Source organism: Planktothrix sp. FACHB-1365, assembly GCF_014697575.1.
Classification (GTDB): Bacteria; Cyanobacteriota; Cyanobacteriia; order Cyanobacteriales; family Microcoleaceae; genus Planktothrix.
This window is the reverse complement of the sequence record NZ_JACJSC010000015.1, coordinates 1-21,090: the sequence shown is the minus strand read 5'-3', so window position 1 is coordinate 21,090 and position 21,090 is coordinate 1. Positions and strand designations below refer to the sequence as shown.

Below are 21,090 nucleotides of genomic sequence, written 5' to 3'. Positions count from 1 at the left end.
AATTGTCTTTTAAATTTATAAAGAGAATTAAAAAATGAATGACTTTTTGTCACAGAACCAAAAACTCCAATTAAAAACCCCGGTTTGTTTAATGATTTTCAACAGACCTGACACAACGCAGCAAGTGTTTAATGCAATTCGTCAGGTGAAACCCGAAAAACTCCTAGTCATTGCGGATGGCCCTCGATTGAATGTAGTCGGTGAAGCCGAAAAATGTGCTGCAACTCGATCTATTATTAATCAGGTGGATTGGGATTGTGAAGTTTTAACCAACTATTCTGAGATTAACTTAGGCTGTCGCCTTCGAGTTTCAAGCGGATTAAATTGGGTTTTTAATACCGTTGAAGAAGCAATTATTCTCGAAGATGATTGCTTACCGGATGTTACCTTTTTCCGATTTTGTGAAGAATTATTAGAACGATATCGTCATGATCCCAACATCATGACAATCTCAGGAAATAACTTTCAATCTCGACAAAATAATCAACAGGTCAGCTACTACTTTTCTCGATATAATCATATCTGGGGTTGGGCCACTTGGCGCAGAGCCTGGAAATTCTATGATTTGGATATGAAATTATGGCCAGAAATAAGAGATAGCAACGGTTTAGAAAAAATACTAGAACATTCTGCTGAAAACGTCGCTGATTGTACAGAAGTTTTTCAAGCTGCTTATGAAGGATTTAATACCTGGGATTATGCTTGGACATTTGCGTGTTGGGTTCATGGAGGCTTAACGATTTTTCCCCATGTTAATTTGGTTTCCAATATTGGTTTTAGGGAAGATGCAACCCATACAACAGATGAATCCCCACTTGCTAATTTACCCACAAAACCGATGATTTTTCCCTTACAACACCCTACTGTTATGATGCGTAACCCTCAATCTAATAACGTGACTGAGGCTATGATGTTTAGTTCTATATTATATGAAAATATTAGTCACCTTAGATTAAAAGAAATCAATCTGCTCTTATTCCTTGATTGGACTCAAGAAGAAGATCAACTATATTCCCAGTTAAGTGCTGTTATTAAAACGCTGGTTAATCACCCTGATAAAGGTCAAATTAAACTGTTGATTGATCATCAAGAAATGAGTGCTGAAAAGGCAGATTTAATGTTATTCAGTATGATGATGAATCTGTTGATGGAAGATGAATTAGATGTAGAACAGGGGCCAGATATTACCCTCGTGGGTCAATTAACTCAACCTCAGTGGAGCAATTTACTATCTGTTGTTCAAGGTCGCATTCGTTTAGACTCTGAAAACTTAGCTATTCTTGAGGCTGTTGATGCAGAGCAAATTCCTCAGTTTCCGTTAGAACAGTTACTCGATTGGCGGGGTCTTCAGTTAAAAAATAATCATTGGGAATTGTGGAAGCTAAAAGACAAAAACTACATTGCTTTTCCAGATTGGAAGCAACCTGAAGAAACGCTTTATTTAGAGTTAGGTAATCTGTTTCAATTAGTTGCTTCTCTACCTAACAGAAATTCAATTATAGTATATCTAAATAGTCATAACATTTCTGATGAAGATGCGAATCTAATTTTATCTAGTATCTTTATGAATTTATTCATGGAAACGGAAGTAGATATAACGGACGGATTAGAAATTCTCTTGACCGGACAATTAAGCGATTTACAAAGTCAGGCTTTATGCTCTCGTTTAACTGCCCGGATAATTTTAGAGCATGAAGATAAAATTGCAATCTCATCTATGGGCGAAAAACCCTTACCTATTTGGGTAATTCCTGAAGAAAGTATTGTTCATCCCTAGCAGTGTTTGGTAATGTTAAACAGAGTTCATATAATATAATAAAAGCTTGTCCTAAGCAATAAGTTCAATTGAGGTAAGAGGGAACGTGATCGTTTTTACAGTCACATCGGGTATCTTAGCAGTACAGTAGTTTTGATCAACTAGAAATCAAAATCTAGTTATAGTTTAGATCAAGAAACTCTAAGATAACTCATAATCTTAAGCAAATTTATCAATATTGTTTATGAAATGTAAAGTTTGTGATTCTCAATCTAATTATTTTGCAACGGCTAAAATCCTCAACAAATATGATATTAAATATTTTCAATGTTTAAATTGTGGATTTGTTCAAACCGAAGAACCTTACTGGTTAGAAGAAGCATATTCTCATGCAATAGCAATAAGTGATGTTGGGTTAGTGTTCAGAAATTTAATGTTTTCAGATATTACCAGTAAACTAATTTTTAATTTTTTCGATCATCAGAGCAAATTTTTAGATTATGGAGCCGGATATGGATTATTTGTTAGGTTAATGAGAGATAATGGCTTTGATTTTTATTGGTTTGATAAATTTTGTAATAATTTGTTTGCTCAAAATTTCGAGAGTAATTTAGACGCGACTGAAAATAATTCCTTTGAAATTGTAACTGCCTTTGAAGTCTTTGAACATCTAATTGATCCTAGTATTGAGTTAGAAAATCTCTTGAAAATATCCTCAACTATTTTACTGAGTACAGAGCTACTACCTGCTAGCAATCCTAAACCCAATGACTGGTGGTATTATGTTTTACATGAAGGTCAACATATTTCAATTTATACCCATCATTCTCTGAGAATTTTAGCAGAACGATATGATTTAAACTTTTACTCTAATGGCAGTTCATTACATTTATTGACTAAAAAAGAATTACCTTGTAGCCCTTTTGAACAATTATCCCGTCAGCAACTTAAACCAGTAGAAAAATTATCTTTAATGAATCAAGACTTTAACAATATTATCGAAAAATATTTTTTGTCTAATTCAGTCAACAGCATTAATAAAGAATCATCCTTGTCCCCTAATTTAGAGACATCAAGGTTAAATAGCCCTCTCAATATTATTGTTGATGGGGTCTTTTTCCAAATGTTTAAAACTGGAATAGCGAGGGTTTGGCAATCGTTATTTTTAGAATGGGCAGCTAACGGATTTGGTCAAAATATTATTGTTTTAGATCGAGGACAAACAGCCCCAAAAATAGCAGGAATCAGGTATCTTTCTGTTCCAGCCTATGACTATTCTAAAACAGAAGTTGACCGCCAGATGCTTCAAGAAGTTTGTGATCAAGAAGGAGCAGACTTATTTGTTTCAACTTACTATACAACGCCTCTATCAACACCATCGGTTTTTATAGCCTATGATATGATTCCTGAAATTTTAGGGGCTAACCTAGATGAACCGATGTGGCGGGAAAAACACCTAGGAATTGCCCATGCGTCCGCTTATATTTCCATTTCAGAAAGTACGGCAAATGACCTCGTTAAATTGTTTCCAAATATCAAGTCTAAAATTACGGTTGCTCACTGCGGAATTTCTAATGCTTTCTATCCTGCACCTCTGGGAGAAATTATTCAATTTAAAACTAAATATGGAATTAATAAACCCTATTTTTTATTAGTTGGAGCCGGGAGTGATTATAAAAATGCTGTTTTGTTCTTTCGAGGGTTTTCTCAACTTTATAGTAAATCAGCATTTGATGTGATCTGTACAGGAGCCGGTTATTTATTAGGACACGAATATCGAGAGTTAGCAGCAGGTAGTACAGTTCATTCTTTGTACCTCAGTGATGAAGAACTCAGGGTCGCTTATTCAGGAGCCACCGCCCTTGTTTATCCCTCTAAATATGAAGGATTTGGAATGCCTATTGCAGAAGCGTTAGCTTGTGGGTGTCCGGTCATTACTTGTGCAAATGCTTCGATTCCTGAAGTTGCAGGAGAGGCAGCAATTTATATTAAAGATGATGATATTGATGCCATGACTGATGCTCTTTGTGAAGTACAAAAACTCAAATCCCGTCATATTTTAATTGCGAAAGGATTGGAACAAATACGGAAGTTCTCTTGGTCAAAAATGGCTGATATTATTAGTTCCGCTTTAATTGATGCTACACTTATTCGTTTTAATTTAAGAAAGATAAATTTAGTTGTGTTTCCAGATTGGAACCAACCTGAAGAAGTTCTTTACCCAGAATTAGTTAGTCTAATTAAAGCCCTCGCAATTCATCCCAACTGTAATCAAATGACTTTACTCATTGATCATCAAAATATATCAGATGAAGATGCAGATTTAGCATTGTCTAGTGTGATGATGAATTTGTTAATGGAAGAAGAATTAGAGCTTGATGATACTGTAGAAATTGTTTTAATAGGTCAACTAAATTTCAGCCAGTGGTCTGCTTTATGTTCTCAACTACAGGGTCGAATTCAGTTGAATGCTGAAAATCAAGCAAGTATTGATCAGGTTCAAGCTGATTATCTTCCTGCTTATTCAATAGAGACTTTACAAGATCTATTGTCTTAATATTTTATTAATGGGATTAACTGATCATGAAATTTTCAAAGCCTTCCTATAACTTAGAACGTCCTATCTTTTTTTATTGCTGTGAAAAAGAATTTGGACACTTAAAAATATGTATAGCAGAAGGGTTCAAAGAACTGGGTATACCTTTTTATTCCAATATTAACTATTGGCGTATTTCGGATCAATCAGAAGAGACTCTGTTCTGCCATAATCCCGATATTAATCCTGATGATTGTTCAATTGTTGTAATGGATAAGGAATGGTTAATACATCATTTACCTCCGTCTATTCCGAAACCTTTTTTAAACCCTCAACGAAAGTTTGTCTCCATATATCTTGATGATTCTGATGGACGAGGTTTATATCATAACCCCGGATATCCCTATTTTGATTTAGTATTAGGAACTCATGGCACTAACTACAATTCTCAACTCACTAACAACTTAATTCCTTGGTGTTTTGGGATTTCTAACCGAATTTTAGAGGTGACCAATCAGAATCAATCCTTTATTGAAAGATCCAAAAAAACAATTGTTAACTTTAGAGTGAATCCGAATCAAGTTGTTATTTCTAATGGAAGCTTTAAATCTGATGTAGGTTTGTTCACTATCGAAAAAGGGATTTTAACCTTTGATTATCCGTTAAGACAGATAGCCATTGATCAGTTTTTACCTTTGTTACAAACAGTTTTACCCATTGATATATCCATTGATGATTTTGATGAACCCCCTCAAGATAGTTATGACTATTTACACTGGCTGCAAACCGATAAACGGCATTATCCTAGCTATTATCAACGTTTAACATCAACCATTGCTTGTGCCTCTTTCGGAGGTTGTATTGCCATAAATTCCTATACCAACGAGCCACGAGTAGAGTGGTGGGATAGTTGGAGATTTTGGGAATCTTTAGCGGCTGGATGCGTTACCTTTCATGTCGATTTTGATAAATATGGTGTTAATTTACCCGTAAAGCCAGAAAACTGGCGACATTATATCGGTATTGATCTTGATAACCTTCAAGCAACAGTTGATCGAATTATCAATGAACCTCAAATATTAGAAAAAATTTCAACAGAAGGTCGTCAGTGGGCGATTGAACATTATAGTCCTGTTCCAACGGCATTACGTTTCTTAGAAACAGTTATTGCTTATCAACAAAATCACAACGACAGGTTAGAAATTTGCAACTTATCCATAACTGAACCTCAAATTAATCTACCCCTTAGAGATCGTAATTTAGTTATTTTTCCTGATTGGTCTCAGTCAGAAATATCTTTAACAGCTGAGTTAAAACAAATTATAAAGAGTTTGATCACTCATCCCCATAAAGAACAGATTACTATACTGATTGATAATAGTAATAATTCAGATGAGACTGCAAATTTAATTCTTTCAAGCATCGCCATAAATTTACTTATGGAAGAAGAATTAGAGATTGATGAAGGGCCTGAAATTGCGCTAATTGGGCAATTAAGTCCGATACAATGGCAGGCTCTAGTTTCGCATTTAACGGGTCGAATTAAATTAGAGCAGGAAAATCAAGAAGCGATCGCATCTGTCGGTGCAGAAATCATCCCAATTTATGATTTAGAACACTAAAAACTTGCCTTTACAAACCTTTTAAAACTGGTCGTAGAGACATTGTATGCAACGTCTCTACGACCGAAATAGATTTCATGGCTGACTTTTTCAAAAAGTATTTTTTAACATCAAGTCTCACTTTTTTGTTCCACCGCTTCACCCTTACATTTAGCTAATCGGTATAAAGTTAGTGGACTGTGACGGTTATGTTCTTCCACCATAGCAATTAATTCATCCAGTGCAAGGGTAACAGCGTCAATTTTGCGAATAGCTTCTCGCCAGTTCGCAACAGAACGCGCTCTTGTCTCTGCATCAGGTATTGTGTGTGGTTTATTCATGGTAGGTTCCAGATACTTTTACTTTCTTGAGTGGTTGCTTCCACCGCATCAGCCGTTGTTGAAGCTTGTTCAATAGTTTGACTCAATAAATTGATCATAGCAGTAGGAGCAATAGGTTGAGCCTCAGCGATCGCTAATGTCAGAGTAGCTAGACGAGAATAAGGATTTCTCAGGCGTTCTGCGCCATTTTGTAATTGTTCCAATTCTGGAATTGTTTCCTCCGTCTCACCATAAGCTTCAAACAAATTATACTCGGCTGTTTTTGCTTGATCGATCAGTTCAACTAAACGTCGTTGCAGGTTGAAAATAATTGTCAAAGTTTGAGGAGATACTTTTGCCATATTGAACTGATATAAATGTACAACCTACCACAATACAATGATTTGCTGTTAACTAGGTTACAAAAAATCCTGCTATCGTTGAATTAATTCTTTCCGTCAATATATTTCTGCCACATTTTTTGATAAGCATTTTCCATTTCTAGGGTAAATTGTTTTGCATTCCACAACGGAGCAGTCTGTCTATTTTTTCTTAATTTCCAAGCAATTCCTTGGCGTAAATTCTCATCTTTTCCTAACTTAATTCCCCATTCCACATATTCCTCATCTGTCCAGGCAATTCCTTCTTTAATTCCCGCATTCATCATCATGGTGTAACTATTTCTTGCTGAAAATTGTTGTCCCACTCTTGTTACCAATGGAATCCCCATCCATAGGGTTTCCATCGTAGTTGTTGCGCCATTATAAGGGTAGGTATCGAGTACCACATCAGCAATGGCTAAATTAGCACGATGAATGGCTTCTGTGGCTGATAAGGGTAGTAATTTTAAGCGATCGCAATCTACCCCCACAGAGTCAGCAATTTCAGCATAAAAGGTTTTCAAAGACTCTTGATCCGCCATGCCTTTAATTAGGAAATAACTATTAGGAACTTCTTTCAAAATTTGTAACTGTAATCTAGCCGTATCTGGATGATATTTATATCCTCGTTGAGCCGTAAAATAAATAATAGCATCATTAGGAATATCTAACTGATCTCGACGAATATTAGAAACAGCTACTTCAAAACCATCAACAGCAATATAGGTTTGAGGTAAACGCCAAATTTTTTCACTGTAGTAATTTTGAGCTTCTTCAGGTAATACATAAGGGTCAGCAATAAAATAGTCAATAGATGGAATTTCAGACCCGTCCCAACCTAACCAAGTCACTTGAATGGGTGCTGGTTTAATTACCAAGGTTTCACAAGCAGAGCTTAAAGTTAAGCTATCAAGATCAACTAAAATATCAATTTCATCTTCATAAATTTTTTGGGCGACTTCCCTTCCCTCTAACCCTAATTGATGGGTTTTATCGCTCTTGTTAAGATACCAGTTTTGCAATTCATCTGGTTTATCTAAAGCTGCCAATAAATAGGTATGAATAACAAATTTTTCTCGATCATGGTGTTCAAATAAACTCCGGGTTAACCAACCAACAGAGTGACTGCGTAAACAATGAGAAACATAGCCAATTTTTAGAGCTTTTTCGGCAGATATCAAGGTTTTAGGGCGAGATTTCCATTGACGACATTGTTCTACGACCTGCGGAATTTGACGTTCTATATTCGACTGAAGAAATTGCGACACTTCGCGCCGAATCAATAAATTTTCTTGAATTTTATCTTGAAAATAGGGAAAGAAAAAAGTTGTGGTAAAACAACCCACTGTTAAATCATAGAAGAAAGTTGGCTTTTCTGTGACTAACCGAGTCAACAGAGAGTGGTAATCTTCCATCACCGAGCAGACTTCTTTCCAGCGTCCACCTGCACTCATTAAACCTCGAAGTAATAAAAATCTCGCATAAACTTGATCAGGGAAATCTTCCGCCATCGAGTAACAATACTCCGCCGATTCTATTCCTTTGGAATATTCCCGAATATCTTGATAAAACATAGACATACATCGAAGTAATTCAGGATGTTTAGGGTTTAATCTTAACCCTAGCTCTGTAAATTTAATCGAGAGATTTGTTTGATGTCGAGAGTAAGCTAATCTATAAATAAATGGAATTAAAAAATTGAGATAAGATTGAATATCGGTAATATAATTAAGACAAGTTTCAGCAAATTGGTATGATAAAGGATGTTGAGGTGCTTGCTGGCAAATTTTATCTAAAACTTGAAGTAAAAGTTCGGGATTAATGTCTGTTGTTGGAATTGGATCGGATTTAAGTAAATCCAAAATTCCCCATTCAATCAGTTCTTCACCGGTATAGGTTTGACCTATAGCAGATAATTTAACTAAATGCAATAAATTGTTAATATATGTGGGATCAATTTCCCGAATATGCTGGCGAATTACCCAGGCTTTTGTATGATCTTCTAATATTAGCTGTTGGCGTTCAGCTTCCGTTTCTAAAACTTGAATTAATTCTTTGGTCCACTGTTCAATTTCTTCAGGTTCTCCCTCCGCCATTGCTACTAACCAAGTTGTTTGGGCTTCAACTTCCTGTCCTTGTAGCAACAATAATAAACCCAAATCCCAGTAATAGGACTTGATTTCGGGTTGAGTATTAATGAGTTCTTCATAATGATTGATAGCGGAAACATAATCCCCTGTTTCCAGATATTTAATCGCTTGTTGATTCCCATTCAGTAAATTCATTGGAGTAGTTTAAGTAAAAAATTAACAGATTTATTAGTCCTGAAAAATACCTCAATTCCTTTGTAGGGGAGAGGCCCGCCTCGCCCCTACTATCAATTTTTTAACCAAAAATTATAGATTTAAGTTTTCTTCTCAATATAATTTAACCACATCTGTTCATAAGCATTCTCCATTTCACGAGTAAACTGTTTCCCATTCCACAACGGAGCCGTTTGTCTATTTTTGATCAATTTCCAAGCAATTTCACTTCGTAAATCTTCATCGGTTCCTAACTTAATACCCCATTCTATATACTCTTCATCTGTCCAAGCAATTCCCTCTGTAATTCCGGCATTGATCATCATTGTATAACTATTTCGGGCTGAAAATTGTTGCCCCACTCTTGTTACCATGGGAATCCCCATCCACAGAGTTTCCATCGTGGTTGTCGCCCCATTATAAGGGTAAGTATCCAGTACCACATCAGCAATGGCTAAATTAGCTCGATGGATGGCTTCTGTGGGTGACGGCGGGAGTAGTTTTAAGCGATCGCAATCTACCCCAACTGATTCTGCAATTTCAGCATAAAATGTTTTGAGTGATTTTTGATCGGCTACTCCTTTAATAATAAAATAACTATTAGGAACAGCTTTGAGAATTTCTAATTGTAATTGGGCGGTGTGAGGATGATATTTATATCCCCGTTGAGCCGTAAAATAAATAATAGCATCACTGGGAATATCCAACTGATCTCGGCGAACATTAGGAAGACCCACTTCAAAGCCATCAACAGCGAGATAAGTTTGAGGGAGACGCCAAATTTTTTCACTGTAATAACTTTGAGCCTCTTCAGCTAACACATAAGGGTCAGCAATATAATAATCAATAGTGGGGATTTCAGACGCATCCCATCCTAGCCAAGTTACTTGCACCGGTGCAGGTTTAACGGCCATAGCCTCAGCAGTTGTTGTCAAAGTCAGACTATCAAGATCAATTAAAATATCAATTTCATCTTCATCAATTTTGTCTGCTGCTTCCAGACCACTGAACTCTAATTTACGAACGTTTTCAATATTATTAACATACCAATTTTGTACTTGATTGTAATTATAATGATCGTAACAAATAAAATAACCAAAAATTTCAAACTTCTCTTTGTTATGATATTGAAATAACCACCGCGCCAGCCACCCCACGGAATGGGTACGAAAACAATGGGAAATATATCCGATTTTTAAGCGTCGTTCAACAGCAGGCTGGTGGAAACGGGTAGTTTGTCGGTGGCGATATCGTTCTACTTGTTCCTTAGCATAGTTTTCTATGTTTAATTGAGCCAGTTTAGAAACTTCACTTCTTAGCCTGGTATTTTCTTGAGGATTATCTTCAAAGTAAGGGGAAAAAAACATGGTATTAAATAATCTAATCGTCTCAACTTGTGATAAATCGGTTGGCTGTTCCTCTAGTAACACTTTTAACAAGTCTTTTTGTTGTTCAGTGGCTTCAGCAAATTCTTTCCAGTAGCCTCCAGCACTCATCAATCCCCGAATAATGAGGTGGATGGCAAAAAATTTTGCGGCTAAATTTGTAGTTATAGAAAAATAGAGTTTAGCGGCTTGTATTCCCTGGTCAAAACGGTTGCTATCTTGATATACAGAAGCACTAAAACAGAGTAATTCAGGATGTTCAGGAGCTAAACGCAAACCCAGTTCAGCAAAATTTGCTGCGGTACTAGGTTGTTTGGCTGAGTGAGCCATTTTATAGACAAAAGGAATGATCAGCTGATTAATAAAGATATCGGTATCCTGAATATGAACTAAACTGGCTTCTGTTAAATTGAGGGATGAAGTGAGTAAGGGAGCACTATCTACAACACTTTTAATCACTTGGAGTAATAAGTCGGAATCTACCGTTGCGGATTCTTGTTTGAGCAACTCCAGCAAACCTAATTCAATCGGTTCTCGACCGGTGTAGGTTCGTAAACAGATTGATAATCCGGTTAAATGCAGTAAATTATTAATATCTGTCGGCTTAATTTCTCGGATATGTTGTCGAATTGCCCAAGCTACCCCATAGTCTTCTAATTCTAAGCGTTGTCGCTCGGCTTCGGTTTCCAAAACTTGAATTAATTCTTGAGTCCATTCCTCTATCTCTTCTGGCTCCCCATCAGCCATCCCAAATAACCAAGTGGTTTGTGCCTCTGCTTCTTGCCCCTGCAATAGCAACACCAATCCTAAATACCAATAGTAAGATTTTATTTCTGGTTGGATTTCAATCGCTTGTTCATAGAGCTTTTCAGCCTCAGTATAATTATTTTTTAATAACAATTGTTCAGCTTTTTCTTGCCAATCCGAGGTCATAGATCGTAAATCTTGAGCAACCATATCATCCTATTTTATCATTTAAAAAATACATACAACAAAGCAGGTAGAAATAACAACTCCACCTGCTTATTGTTTTTAACAAGGAAATTCCTTGAAACTGACAGTTACTATTTCGTCACGACGGTCATGGTAGCTGCACAACCTACGACAGTGCCATCATTGGTCGTAGCAACAGGTGTTCCAGGGACGGTCGTTTCACAAAGTACACTCTGAGCGGTCTTGGCATCACTGCCTGCAACCAGGACTAATCCAACACCACCCGCATAACCTTTCAAAGCTGTAGTGTTAATCGGTGAAGCCAGACTACCGACGTTACTCGCTGTAGTCGCACTAATTGTATAAACATAGTTAGAGGTTTGTGTCTTGAGGCCAATTCCCAGTTGCGTGACATCAGATCCAAAACCATTATTTTCAACAAAGTAGGCTTGCTGACCTTTGTTAATAGAAGAAATATATTGTTTCCCTTCAGATTGTTTGGCTTTGTTAGCTTGGCTGAGGAAGGAAGGTAAAGCAATAGCAGCCAGAATACCGATAATGATAATAACAACTAACAATTCAATTAAGGTGAAACCTTCTTCTTTTTTTCTATTAGCAACGTATTGCAGGAATTTCGCTTTAAATTCAGTCTTCATAGTTTTTCTCCTCTTTGGGGGATGCTTAACTTTTTATCTGGTAGTTCTAACTTACCCACTCTCTCAACCTTTCATATCACCCCTACAAAATTTTTTTTTATTTTACCCGGAATGCTCGAGAAGCACATACAGAAAGGCATCCAGGGTGATGAGGACTTCTTTGATCTGTTGCAGTGCCCTCTGGACAGTAATCGGTTCTAGGGTAATAGGATCAATAGGATAGATTTGTTGCCACCGTTCTGCCAGGGAGATCACCGTCTGTTCTCCATCCCATAATGGCAGTAAACAGGCTGCATGACTACTCTCAAGGGTGATGGGTATGTGAGTAGGTAGCTTCACATATTGGCTAATTTCATAAGGTCTATGGGTCTGAATACATTCCATTAAGTCTGCTTTGGCTTGATTGGTTCTGAGTTGGGGATGTAAATGAACCCGTGCAGTTTGCCAATCAGCTTCAGTCCATTCAGACACCGGGAGAATCCACTCCTGATCACAATGGCCACACCAAAAATCTAATAACCGATGGACGGGGTGAATTAATTCAAATAAATGTAGTTGTTCCTCGATCGAAATTTCGGATAAACTGAAGGCTAGAAAGGCTGGTAAGTTATCAGGCTCTTTAAATAAGTCGAGTAACTGCCATTGTCGCCATTTCACCATACTGATCAATTGTAAATCAGTCGCCTTCAAAACGGCAAAAACCTCTGGGATTGTATAGCCTTTATCCCCTTGAAGTAAATAATTAGCCAGCAACCATTCTTGATTTTTATAATCTGGACTATTCCAAGTTTGTGTTTTTAATACCACTTCATCTTTGATGGAGTCTATTGTTTCTTTAGCTATTTCTGCCTTGAATTCCTGAGAAGGTTCATCCATGATTCCCATGAGTTTAAACAGAGATTGCGCCCTAAAATAACCGACCCTTTGATATAAACTATGAAGATTTGCCCGAATAATACCCTGGGGTTTTAAAACTTGTTTTATGCCTTGCATCGCATTGAATAAATTTGGGCATAGATAAAGCACCTCATCTGCATTAATATAATCAAACTCATACCCCAGTTGAGGTAAGTCTTCTATCGACAATACATAAAATTCGGCATTGTCAAAACCCTGATATTTTAAACGCTGCTTCGCCAGTTCAATCGATTGTTCAGAAATATCAATCCCCACAATTTTAGCCCCTGGGTTTGCTTCTGCTAATACTAAGGATTTATATCCGGTTCCACAGCCTGCATCTAAAATGATTTTACCTTCTGTATTAGTAACTTTCTGATATTTTAAATAATAAGGCGTAACTAAATTATGAATATACAGTAACTCATAATCAGTTTTAGGCGATTGTTCTAACGGAGTTTTAGGATAGGGGGCTGAATCAAACTGTTGACGAATTTTTTCTAATAATTCAGGATCTTGATTTTCCATAAGGGTTTTTTCTATGAATTATAGTAGTCGAGATCAGGGCTTTTTCCTGAGATACATCTAAAAACTTGGTCATTTCCCTGAGCGGGAGTTCAGATAGGAACTGTTTTTTTATTCATTTTAAAGCGATCGTTCTAATAGAATATACAAAAACGGTTCCAGATCACGGAGTAATTCTTTCACTTGCTCAAAAGCCATCTGATCACTGATTAATTCTAAGGTAACAGGGTCTACAGGTTGGATTTGCTTCCATCGCTCCACTAAAGACATCATAGGTTGTTTTCCCTCCCACAACGGTAACAAACAGCCCGCCCGAAAACTCTCAATGTAGATAGGAACAAGGGTCGCTAACTTGACATACTGACTAATTTCATAAGGTCGATGGCTGCGAATACAGTCAATCAGGTCTTGCTTTGCTGGGTCAGTTTTTAACTGGGGATGTAAATAAACCGTTGCGGTTTCCCAGTCAGTTTGTGTCCAGTCGGAAATATCTACAGTAGTTGTCTCAAGCGGATGACCACACCAAAAATCCAATAAGCGATGAATCGGATGTAACAATTCATAGAAATGTAAGCGTTCTTCGATAGACAATTCGGGCAAACTCAGTGCTAAAAAAGCCGGTAAATTTTCAGGATCTTCAAATAAATCTAAGGGTTCCCACTGTCGCCAACGAACCATGCTAATCAACTCTAAGTTAACCGTTCTCAACGCTGAAAACAAATCAGGAATTATATAACCTTTATCTCCCTGAAATAAATAGTTCATTAAAACCCATTCTTGTTCATTTATTTTTTCAAGATTATAGGTTTGGGACTTTAATAAAACTTGATTTTTCAAAGCTTGCATGAGTTCACCCGTGAAATGAATTTCTAACTCCGTCGGGTTTTCATTCATTAATCCCATCATGTTGAATAAGGATTGAGCCCGAAAGTAATTAACTCGCTGAAATGCACTATGAAGATTTGTTCTAATCATTCCCTCTGGCTTAAGAACCGATTTCATCGCCTTCAAAGGTACTGTAATATCAGGGAATAAATAGAGAGATTCATCATTATTAATATAATCAAACTCATACTCCAATTCAGGTAAATCTTGTATCGACAATACATAAAATTCGGCATTGTCAAAACCCTGATATTTTAAACGCTGCTTCGCCAGTTCAATCGATTGTTCAGAAATATCAATCCCCACAATTTTAGCCCCTGGGTTTGCTTCTGCTAATACTAAGGATTTATATCCGGTTCCACAGCCTGCATCTAAAATGATTTTACCTTCTGTATTAGTAACTTTCTGATATTTTAAATAATAAGGCGTAACTAAATTATGAATATACAGTAACTCATAATCAGTTTTAGGCGATTGTTCTAACGGAGTTTTAGGATAGGGGGCTGAATCAAACTGTTGACGAATTTTTTCTAATAATTCAGGATCTTGATTTTCCATAAGGGTTTTTTCTATGAATTATAGTAGTCGAGATCAGGGCTTTTTCCTGAGATACATCTAAAAACTTGGTCATTTCCCTGAGCGGGAGTTCAGATAGGAACTGTTTTTTTATTCATTTTAAAGCGATCGCTCTAATAGAATATACAAAAACGGTTCCAGATCACGGAGTAATTCTTTCACTTGCTCAAAAGCCATCTGATCACTGATTAATTCTAAGGTAACAGGGTCTACAGGTTGGATTTGCTTCCATCGCTCCACTAAAGACATCATAGGTTGTTTTCCCTCCCACAACGGTAACAAACAGCCCGCCCGAAAACTCTCAATGTAGATAGGAACAAGGGTCGCTAACTTGACATACTGACTAATTTCATAAGGTCGATGGCTGCGAATACAGTCAATCAGGTCTTGCTTTGCTGGGTCAGTTTTTAACTGGGGATGTAAATAAACCGTTGCGGTTTCCCAGTCAGTTTGTGTCCAGTCGGAAATATCTACAGTAGTTGTCTCAAGCGGATGACCACACCAAAAATCCAATAAGCGATGAATCGGATGTAACAATTCATAGAAATGTAAGCGTTCTTCGATAGACAATTCGGGCAAACTCAGGGCTAAAAAAGCCGGTAAATTTTCAGGATCTTCAAATAAATCTAAGGGTTCCCACTGTCGCCAGTTGACCATTTTTATGATCTCTAACCCTGCTATTTTTAACATTTCAAATACTTCAGGAATTGTAAAACCTTTATCTCCTTTTAAAAAGTAATTCATTAAAACCCATTCGTCATGATGTTGTAATCCTTTTTCCCAAGCTTGGGATTTAAATAATACTTGATTTTTTAAAGATTGAATGGTCTCCCTAGCTATCGTTATTTCCATTTCCCCAGGGGTTCCTTCCGTTAACCCCATGAGTTTAAAAAGGGACTGGGCTTTCAATAAATTAAAACGTCTGTATAAACTGTGGAGATTAGTTCTAATCATACCATCCAGTTTCAAAACCGACTTCATCGCCTTTAATGCCCTGGCAATATCAGGCAATAAATAAAGCACCTCATCCGCATTAATATAATCAAACTCATACCCCAGTTGAGGCAAGTCTTCTATAGACAATACATAAAATTCGGCATTGTCAAACCCATGATATTTTAAACGCTGTTTCGCTAGTTCAATCGATTGTTCGGAAATATCAATCCCCACAATTTTAGCCCCTGGATTTGCTTCTGCTAACACTAAAGATTTATATCCAGTTCCACACCCAGCATCTAAAATCATTTTACCTTCTGTATTAATCACTTTCTGATATCTTAAATAATAGGAAGTGACTAAATTATGGATAAATAGCAATTCATATTCGGTTTTAGGTGATTGTTCTAACGGAATTCTAGGATAGGGTGCTGAATCAAACTGTTGACGAATTTTTTCTAATAATTCAGGCTTTTGGTTCTGCATGGGTGTTTTTAAATTCCACAATAAACGGTAAACTGTAAAGTTGCGATCCTAAAGAAACCAGGTTTCTGACCTGGATTCTAGTAATTCCATCCTGATGTTTTGTTGAGAAACTTGGTTTCTATCCAGTTATAACACTGACAAGTAGTGTCTATATCATTGCACCCTCTCTCTTTATACAATGCCCTCTATGGATAACAAAAGTACATTTTTACTCAAAGTTCTAATCTTGTCCCTAGGACTATCGGTGTTTATCAAGTTTGTTGGCCCTTTGCTGTCGGTTCCTGAATCTTCAATTCTGGCTGCTATTACCGTTTGCTTACCTTCGGTGATTTTAGCAGTGCTATTGAGTTGGCGGATGAGACAACATTCTCAACAGCCAGAATAGTTGGACAAAAAATAGCAAAAAATCACAAACTAGGGGATGGGTTTTTCCCTTCTCCCTTGGAGGAACCCTGATACAAACCCCTGTCAAACTTGCAACGGAGGAATTATGAACTAGGTGGAATTAAAAAATCATTAAATAAACGTACATTGTATGAAGTATTAGCTAAGGTATTGACTAACTTTTTGTCTAAGGTCAATAAGGGTGCATTTACCCGTTTTGACAGAGCAACATAGGAGCCATAATAAGCAGAAATTCCATAGGTTATAGCAATATTAAAAGCGTCTTCCATTAACTCAGCCATTGAAACAACGTGCAACGGTATTTGTTTGAGATTAGCTAAATCGATAGGAACATCCCCGGCTGCATAAAGCCCTGCACGGACATATTTCCAAAGAATATTAGCGATTTCGATATAAAACAAATCAGGAATAAAAAATTCTGTTTCAGCCGTACCTAAATGGGCAAAAAGTTGAAAAACTTGGGATGATAAAGGATCTGGAACAAATTGCTTAATGGCGACACTGGCATCAATCACACACCGTAACGGGGAATTCATCTATTCCTATCCTCTCGAAGTAACATTGTACTATCGAGTTTCTGAACAGAAAGCTTCTGACGCTGTTCTAATCGCGCTTGAATTTTTGCTAAAACATCAGGAATAGCTTGACGGCGTTCTTCCCAAGTATTGTCCGTTTCAGGGGAAATGAGGAACTTGAGAGGAGGTTGAGGTTTGTGTATTGCTTGTTTTAATAAATTGATCACTTGTTCATTTAGGGTTTGATGATTTTGGTGCGCTAGAATTTTAAGTTGCTGGATTAAATCATCCGGTAAATTTTCAATGTTGAGTTTTGCCATAATTGATAATGAATAAAAACTGCAAATCCTGACCAGAATCACCGAGTTTAAATCCATCATACAATATATTTGCCTGTAGAGACGTGCCAATTATTATTGAACCTTTAGTGTCTCTCTCGCCCCCAGAGTTTTTACCGTTGTTAATACAATTATCTCGTGAGGAACTCTGAGCGAGATTTGCTAATCAAAATTAATCAAATTAGCGATCGCATCTTTTATAATATGAAAAAATGCGTCGCACCCAAAGAGAGAACCACACCAGCACACTCACCCGCTCTAAGGGGGATTGATAGGAGCCTCCCCTTAGATATAATTAGCATTTAAACTCATCCTATTTATCCTGTGACACTAGGGCAATGGTTCGGTTTTAGCGCAATTCTCTGTGCCATCTATATCCTTTGGCAAGTTCGACAAGCTTTATTACTTGTTTTTGCTGCGATTGTTTTAGCAACCGCCCTGAATAAATTAGCTCGATGGATACAACGCTTTGGAATAAAACGATCTTGGGCGGTATTCTTCTCAATTAGTTTACTAATTTTAGGGTTTATAACGATATTCTTGTTAGTTGTTCCGCCTTTATTTGACCAATTACAAGAACTCGCTACACGAGTTCCGAGAGGGTTAGAACGAGGATTACAACGGCTAAATCTTTGGATTAATTACTTAAAAACGCAACTCCCTGGCGATTTTTGGCAAAATTTATTTCAGGTTAATTTACAAATCAATGCCTTGATTCAACAAGTACAACGCATCGGAAATCCTTTAATTGGAGGCGTTGGGGCTTTTGTAGGAAATACATTAGGAGGACTTCTCGGCTTTTTATTAATTCTAGTTTTAACAATCATGCTATTAGCTGATCCTATGGCTTATCGCCGAGCATTTATTCAACTCATCCCTTCCTTTTACCGTCAACGCATGAATGGGATTTTAGATCAATGTGAAATAGCGTTAGGACTATGGGTTGTTGGAGCTTTAATTGATATGAGTGTTGTGGCGGTTTGTAGTTTAGCAGGGCTTTTAGTCTTACAAGTTCCGTTAGCCTTTGCCAATGCTATATTAGCAGGATTACTCAACTTAATTCCCAATATTGGGCCGACTTTGAGTGTGATTCCTCCGATGGCGATTGCTTTATTAGAAGATCCTTGGAAAGCCGGGTTTGTTTTTATTTTATATTTTCTGATTCAACAAGCGGAAAGCAATTTTTTAATGCCCTATCTTATGGCGCAACAAGTTTCCCTCTTACCTGCAATTACGTTACTCTCCCAAGGCTTTTTCCTGACCTTTTTTGGCTTCCTGGGTTTACTTTTAGCCTTACCGTTAACGGTTGTGGGACAAGTTTTAGTGCAAGAAATCCTAATTCGAGATATTCTGGATCACTGGAAACAATAATTTCCGACAATTGAAAACGACGAAACATAAACAATAGAATTAAAGGGGTGTCAAAATTTAATGAAAACTATTGCTGAAATTAACGATAAAATTCTTCAGAAGCGTGCTGTTGTTTGGACAGTGGAGGAACTCAAAGCTAAAGTCACCCCCGATACTATTCCCCAAATTGCTCAAGAAGTTGATGTGATTACCACAGGAACTTTTGAACCGATGGAAGCCTCTGGCGCGGTGATTAATTTAGGTCATACCGATCCCCCGATTAATATTAAAACCTGTTGGTTAAATGGGGTTCTTGCCTATAGTGGCTTTGGTTCCGTTGATTTATATCTGGGCGCGAGTCAAATGATGGAAGATGGGGAAGAGGGAAATGAACAAGGGGGGGGTCATGTGATTGAAGATTTAATTGCAGGAAAATCAGTGCATCTCAAAGCATCAGGAGTGGTTTCTGATTGTTATCCCCGAAGTTCTTTTGAAACCACAATTACCCGTGATACGATTAACCAATTTTATTTATTCAATCCTCGCAATCTCTATCAAAATTTTATTGTTGGAGTTAATGGTGGCGATCGCCCGCTTTATACTTATTTAGGCCCCCTGCAACCCTATTTAGGAAATGCGGTTTATTCTAATCCGGGTGCAATTTCTCCCTTAATTAATGATCCTGATTTACAAGTGATTGGAATTGGGACTCGGATTTTTTTAGGAGGCGGAATTGGCTATATTACTTGGGAAGGAACTCAACATTTTCCCCTACAAAAACGCCTAGACAATCGCACCCCCATCGGCCCGGCTGCAACGTTAGCGTTAATTGGAGATGCAAAACAAATGAATCCTTATTGGGTCAGAGGTTGCTATTTTAAAAATTATGGCCCTTCATTAATGTTGGGGGTGGGGATACCTTTACCCGTTTTGAATGCAGATGTGATTGCTCGTTGTGCAGTTTCTGATCAAGATATTGTTGCACCCGTCGTGGATTTTGCCATTCCTCGACGGGTTCGTCCCACCTTTGGTTTAGTTTCCTATAGTCAACTGAAAAAAGGCAAAATTTCTATTGATGGAAAAATGGTCAGAACTGCACCTGTAGCCAGTATTTCTCGTTCTCGTGAAATTGCCCAAGAGTTAAAAAAATGGATTGAATCAGGAACCTTTACCCTCACAGAACCCGTTGCTTCTATTCCCTTAGATCGAGCATTTCTTCCTCAAAATATTTGGGGTTCTCAAATTAGTTTAGATTAAGTCAGACTTAATTAGAGTTAGAGACGGAAACACCCAGTTATTTTAAAATCACCTCTTCCCTTCCTGTCTAATTGCATAAATTGGTAATTTTGTCAATTCCCCTCTTAGTCGCTGAAGGATTTATCCCCAAAATTGATAGCTCGTAAGGCAGAAATTGAGTCAGGAAATCCAGATATTTTACGAAAGAATAGGACTTATAGCCTTTATTTTAGCAAATAGACAGAATAACCCCTTGAGCGGTATTTTCTAAATTTACCAGAACCCCCATGCTGTCGTCAACTATTTGAGAAATATTTTCAATAAAATATCAAGATTCCCTGACAATCTTTTAAAAAACAAAAGGATTTGAGAAAAATGATTATAATAACTTAACAATAATCCTAAGATGAATTCAATTAAGGTTTAACAAGTTAAGCCATTCAGCATTTAACCAGATTTTAAGTTAAGGTTTTGTTAAATTGCGATCGCTAATCTTGTAGAAATTAAAGAAATGGTTGAGCAAGGATCAAATAGGTTTATGGGATGGGACAAGTAAATCATCCGTGTTGACAAAACGCTTTAATTGTAATGAACGATTTGAGCGGCAGTCCCCACCCAAGCGCGAAGCGGGGTGGGGAAGGATAGCGATTTCTAGGGACTTGCTTGGTTTTGGATGTATTTTTTGAGAATCTCAATTGGTGCGCCCCTAAAAAGAGTAATGTATTATATAATAAGTAACCATAAATATAACAGAAGGTCGATATGTTATGGCTACTAAACGAGTAACTTTCCGACTTTATCCAACTCAAACGCAAGCCAATAAAATGCACTATTGGAGAAAGCTACATTGTGCTTTATACAACGCTTGCGTGGAACATCGGAAAACATCTTATAAGCGATTCAATAAGTCGGTCAGTTATGTTGACCAACAGAATTGTTTACCCGAATTCAAAGAATTCTGGACAGATTATAAGGAACTTGGTAGCCACGCATTACAAGATACTGTTAAACGAGTTGATTTAGCCTTTCAACGCTTCTTTAAACTTAAATCTGGATATCCCAAATTCAAGA

Annotated in this window: 17 protein-coding genes; 7 read left to right on the top strand and 10 right to left on the bottom strand. The window is 37.2% G+C overall.

Annotated elements, in window-relative coordinates; genetic code table 11:
• The first annotated feature begins 34 nt into the window (after positions 1–34).
• The 3 genes from H6G57_RS28710 to H6G57_RS16585 all read left to right on the top strand — a co-directional run bounded on the left by H6G57_RS28710 (position 35) and on the right by H6G57_RS16585 (position 5,914).
• Positions 35–1,777 (top strand): hypothetical protein, encoded by a 1,743-nt coding sequence (locus H6G57_RS28710; protein ID WP_199314351.1) that lies wholly within the window; start codon positions 35–37, stop codon positions 1,775–1,777.
• Positions 1,778–2,000: 223 nt separating this feature from the next.
• Complete coding sequence (locus H6G57_RS16590; protein WP_190520446.1) at positions 2,001–4,313, top strand: methyltransferase domain-containing protein; 2,313 nt, start codon at positions 2,001–2,003, stop codon at positions 4,311–4,313.
• A 26-nt stretch (positions 4,314–4,339) separates the two neighbouring features.
• Entirely contained in the window at positions 4,340–5,914 is a 1,575-nt protein-coding gene (locus H6G57_RS16585) for a hypothetical protein (protein ID WP_190520444.1), read from the top strand.
• 110 nt (positions 5,915–6,024) lie between these two features.
• On the opposite strand, the gene H6G57_RS16580 is transcribed toward H6G57_RS16585, so the two are convergent.
• The 8 genes from H6G57_RS16580 to H6G57_RS16545 form a co-directional block, all read right to left on the bottom strand.
• Positions 6,025–6,234 (bottom strand): hypothetical protein, encoded by a 210-nt coding sequence (locus H6G57_RS16580; protein ID WP_190520442.1) that lies wholly within the window; start codon positions 6,232–6,234, stop codon positions 6,025–6,027.
• Complete coding sequence (locus H6G57_RS16575; protein ID WP_190520440.1) at positions 6,231–6,575, bottom strand: hypothetical protein; 345 nt, start codon at positions 6,573–6,575, stop codon at positions 6,231–6,233. The genes H6G57_RS16580 and H6G57_RS16575 overlap by 4 nt, the downstream gene beginning before the upstream one ends.
• A gap of 83 nt (positions 6,576–6,658) precedes the next feature.
• Positions 6,659–8,878, bottom strand: a complete 2,220-nt coding sequence (locus H6G57_RS16570; protein WP_190520438.1) for an O-linked N-acetylglucosamine transferase, SPINDLY family protein — start codon at positions 8,876–8,878, stop codon at positions 6,659–6,661.
• Between the two features lie 119 nt (positions 8,879–8,997).
• A complete protein-coding gene (locus tag H6G57_RS16565) occupies positions 8,998–11,238 on the bottom strand; it encodes an O-linked N-acetylglucosamine transferase, SPINDLY family protein (protein WP_190520436.1) in 2,241 nt (746 codons plus the stop codon).
• A gap of 107 nt (positions 11,239–11,345) precedes the next feature.
• Entirely contained in the window at positions 11,346–11,870 is a 525-nt protein-coding gene (locus tag H6G57_RS16560) for a type IV pilin-like G/H family protein (RefSeq protein WP_190520434.1), read from the bottom strand.
• Between the two features lie 102 nt (positions 11,871–11,972).
• A complete protein-coding gene (locus tag H6G57_RS16555) occupies positions 11,973–13,295 on the bottom strand; it encodes a class I SAM-dependent methyltransferase (protein ID WP_190520432.1) in 1,323 nt (440 codons plus the stop codon).
• A 117-nt stretch (positions 13,296–13,412) separates the two neighbouring features.
• Complete coding sequence (locus tag H6G57_RS16550) at positions 13,413–14,735, bottom strand: class I SAM-dependent methyltransferase (RefSeq protein WP_190520430.1); 1,323 nt, start codon at positions 14,733–14,735, stop codon at positions 13,413–13,415.
• A 117-nt stretch (positions 14,736–14,852) separates the two neighbouring features.
• The gene (locus H6G57_RS16545) at positions 14,853–16,175 is read right to left on the bottom strand and encodes a class I SAM-dependent methyltransferase (RefSeq protein ID WP_190520428.1); all 1,323 of its coding nucleotides are present in this window, start codon (positions 16,173–16,175) and stop codon (positions 14,853–14,855) included.
• A 187-nt stretch (positions 16,176–16,362) separates the two neighbouring features.
• On the opposite strand from H6G57_RS16545, the gene H6G57_RS16540 reads away from it, so the two are divergent.
• Positions 16,363–16,560 carry a hypothetical protein gene (locus tag H6G57_RS16540; protein WP_190520426.1) on the top strand — a complete coding sequence of 66 codons (198 nt, stop codon included), beginning with the start codon at positions 16,363–16,365 and terminating at the stop codon, positions 16,558–16,560.
• A gap of 103 nt (positions 16,561–16,663) precedes the next feature.
• On the opposite strand, the gene H6G57_RS16535 is transcribed toward H6G57_RS16540, so the two are convergent.
• The gene (locus tag H6G57_RS16535; protein WP_190520424.1) at positions 16,664–17,116 is read right to left on the bottom strand and encodes a type II toxin-antitoxin system VapC family toxin; all 453 of its coding nucleotides are present in this window, start codon (positions 17,114–17,116) and stop codon (positions 16,664–16,666) included.
• Entirely contained in the window at positions 17,113–17,415 is a 303-nt protein-coding gene (locus H6G57_RS16530; protein ID WP_190520422.1) for a hypothetical protein, read from the bottom strand. Before H6G57_RS16530 ends, H6G57_RS16535 begins: the two co-directional genes overlap by 4 nt.
• A gap of 342 nt (positions 17,416–17,757) precedes the next feature.
• Here H6G57_RS16530 and H6G57_RS16525 point away from each other — a divergent pair, with 342 nt between their 5' ends.
• The 3 genes from H6G57_RS16525 to H6G57_RS16515 form a co-directional block, all read left to right on the top strand.
• Positions 17,758–18,804: an AI-2E family transporter gene (locus tag H6G57_RS16525; protein ID WP_190520420.1), complete on the top strand. Its 1,047-nt coding sequence runs from the start codon at positions 17,758–17,760 to the stop codon at positions 18,802–18,804.
• A 60-nt stretch (positions 18,805–18,864) separates the two neighbouring features.
• Positions 18,865–20,040 (top strand): homocysteine biosynthesis protein, encoded by a 1,176-nt coding sequence (locus H6G57_RS16520; RefSeq protein ID WP_190520418.1) that lies wholly within the window; start codon positions 18,865–18,867, stop codon positions 20,038–20,040.
• Positions 20,041–20,786: 746 nt separating this feature from the next.
• A partial coding sequence (locus H6G57_RS16515) for a helix-turn-helix domain-containing protein (RefSeq protein ID WP_190520416.1) occupies positions 20,787–21,090 on the top strand: 304 nt, incomplete at its 3' end.

Excerpts from the sequence above, each read along its gene's own strand:
- H6G57_RS28710 (WP_199314351.1), top strand. The coding sequence starts at position 35 with ATGAATGACTTTTTGTCACAGAACCAAAAACTCCAATTAAAAACCCCG.
- H6G57_RS16590 (WP_190520446.1), top strand. The coding sequence starts at position 2,001 with ATGAAATGTAAAGTTTGTGATTCTCAATCTAATTATTTTGCAACGGCT.
- H6G57_RS16585 (WP_190520444.1), top strand. The coding sequence starts at position 4,340 with ATGAAATTTTCAAAGCCTTCCTATAACTTAGAACGTCCTATCTTTTTT.
- H6G57_RS16580 (WP_190520442.1), bottom strand. The coding sequence starts at position 6,234 with ATGAATAAACCACACACAATACCTGATGCAGAGACAAGAGCGCGTTCT.
- H6G57_RS16575 (WP_190520440.1), bottom strand. The coding sequence starts at position 6,575 with ATGGCAAAAGTATCTCCTCAAACTTTGACAATTATTTTCAACCTGCAA.
- H6G57_RS16570 (WP_190520438.1), bottom strand. The coding sequence starts at position 8,878 with ATGAATTTACTGAATGGGAATCAACAAGCGATTAAATATCTGGAAACA.
- H6G57_RS16565 (WP_190520436.1), bottom strand. The coding sequence starts at position 11,238 with ATGGTTGCTCAAGATTTACGATCTATGACCTCGGATTGGCAAGAAAAA.
- H6G57_RS16560 (WP_190520434.1), bottom strand. The coding sequence starts at position 11,870 with ATGAAGACTGAATTTAAAGCGAAATTCCTGCAATACGTTGCTAATAGA.
- H6G57_RS16555 (WP_190520432.1), bottom strand. The coding sequence starts at position 13,295 with ATGGAAAATCAAGATCCTGAATTATTAGAAAAAATTCGTCAACAGTTT.
- H6G57_RS16550 (WP_190520430.1), bottom strand. The coding sequence starts at position 14,735 with ATGGAAAATCAAGATCCTGAATTATTAGAAAAAATTCGTCAACAGTTT.
- H6G57_RS16545 (WP_190520428.1), bottom strand. The coding sequence starts at position 16,175 with ATGCAGAACCAAAAGCCTGAATTATTAGAAAAAATTCGTCAACAGTTT.
- H6G57_RS16540 (WP_190520426.1), top strand. The coding sequence starts at position 16,363 with ATGGATAACAAAAGTACATTTTTACTCAAAGTTCTAATCTTGTCCCTA.
- H6G57_RS16535 (WP_190520424.1), bottom strand. The coding sequence starts at position 17,116 with ATGAATTCCCCGTTACGGTGTGTGATTGATGCCAGTGTCGCCATTAAG.
- H6G57_RS16530 (WP_190520422.1), bottom strand. The coding sequence starts at position 17,415 with ATGGCAAAACTCAACATTGAAAATTTACCGGATGATTTAATCCAGCAA.
- H6G57_RS16520 (WP_190520418.1), top strand. The coding sequence starts at position 18,865 with ATGAAAACTATTGCTGAAATTAACGATAAAATTCTTCAGAAGCGTGCT.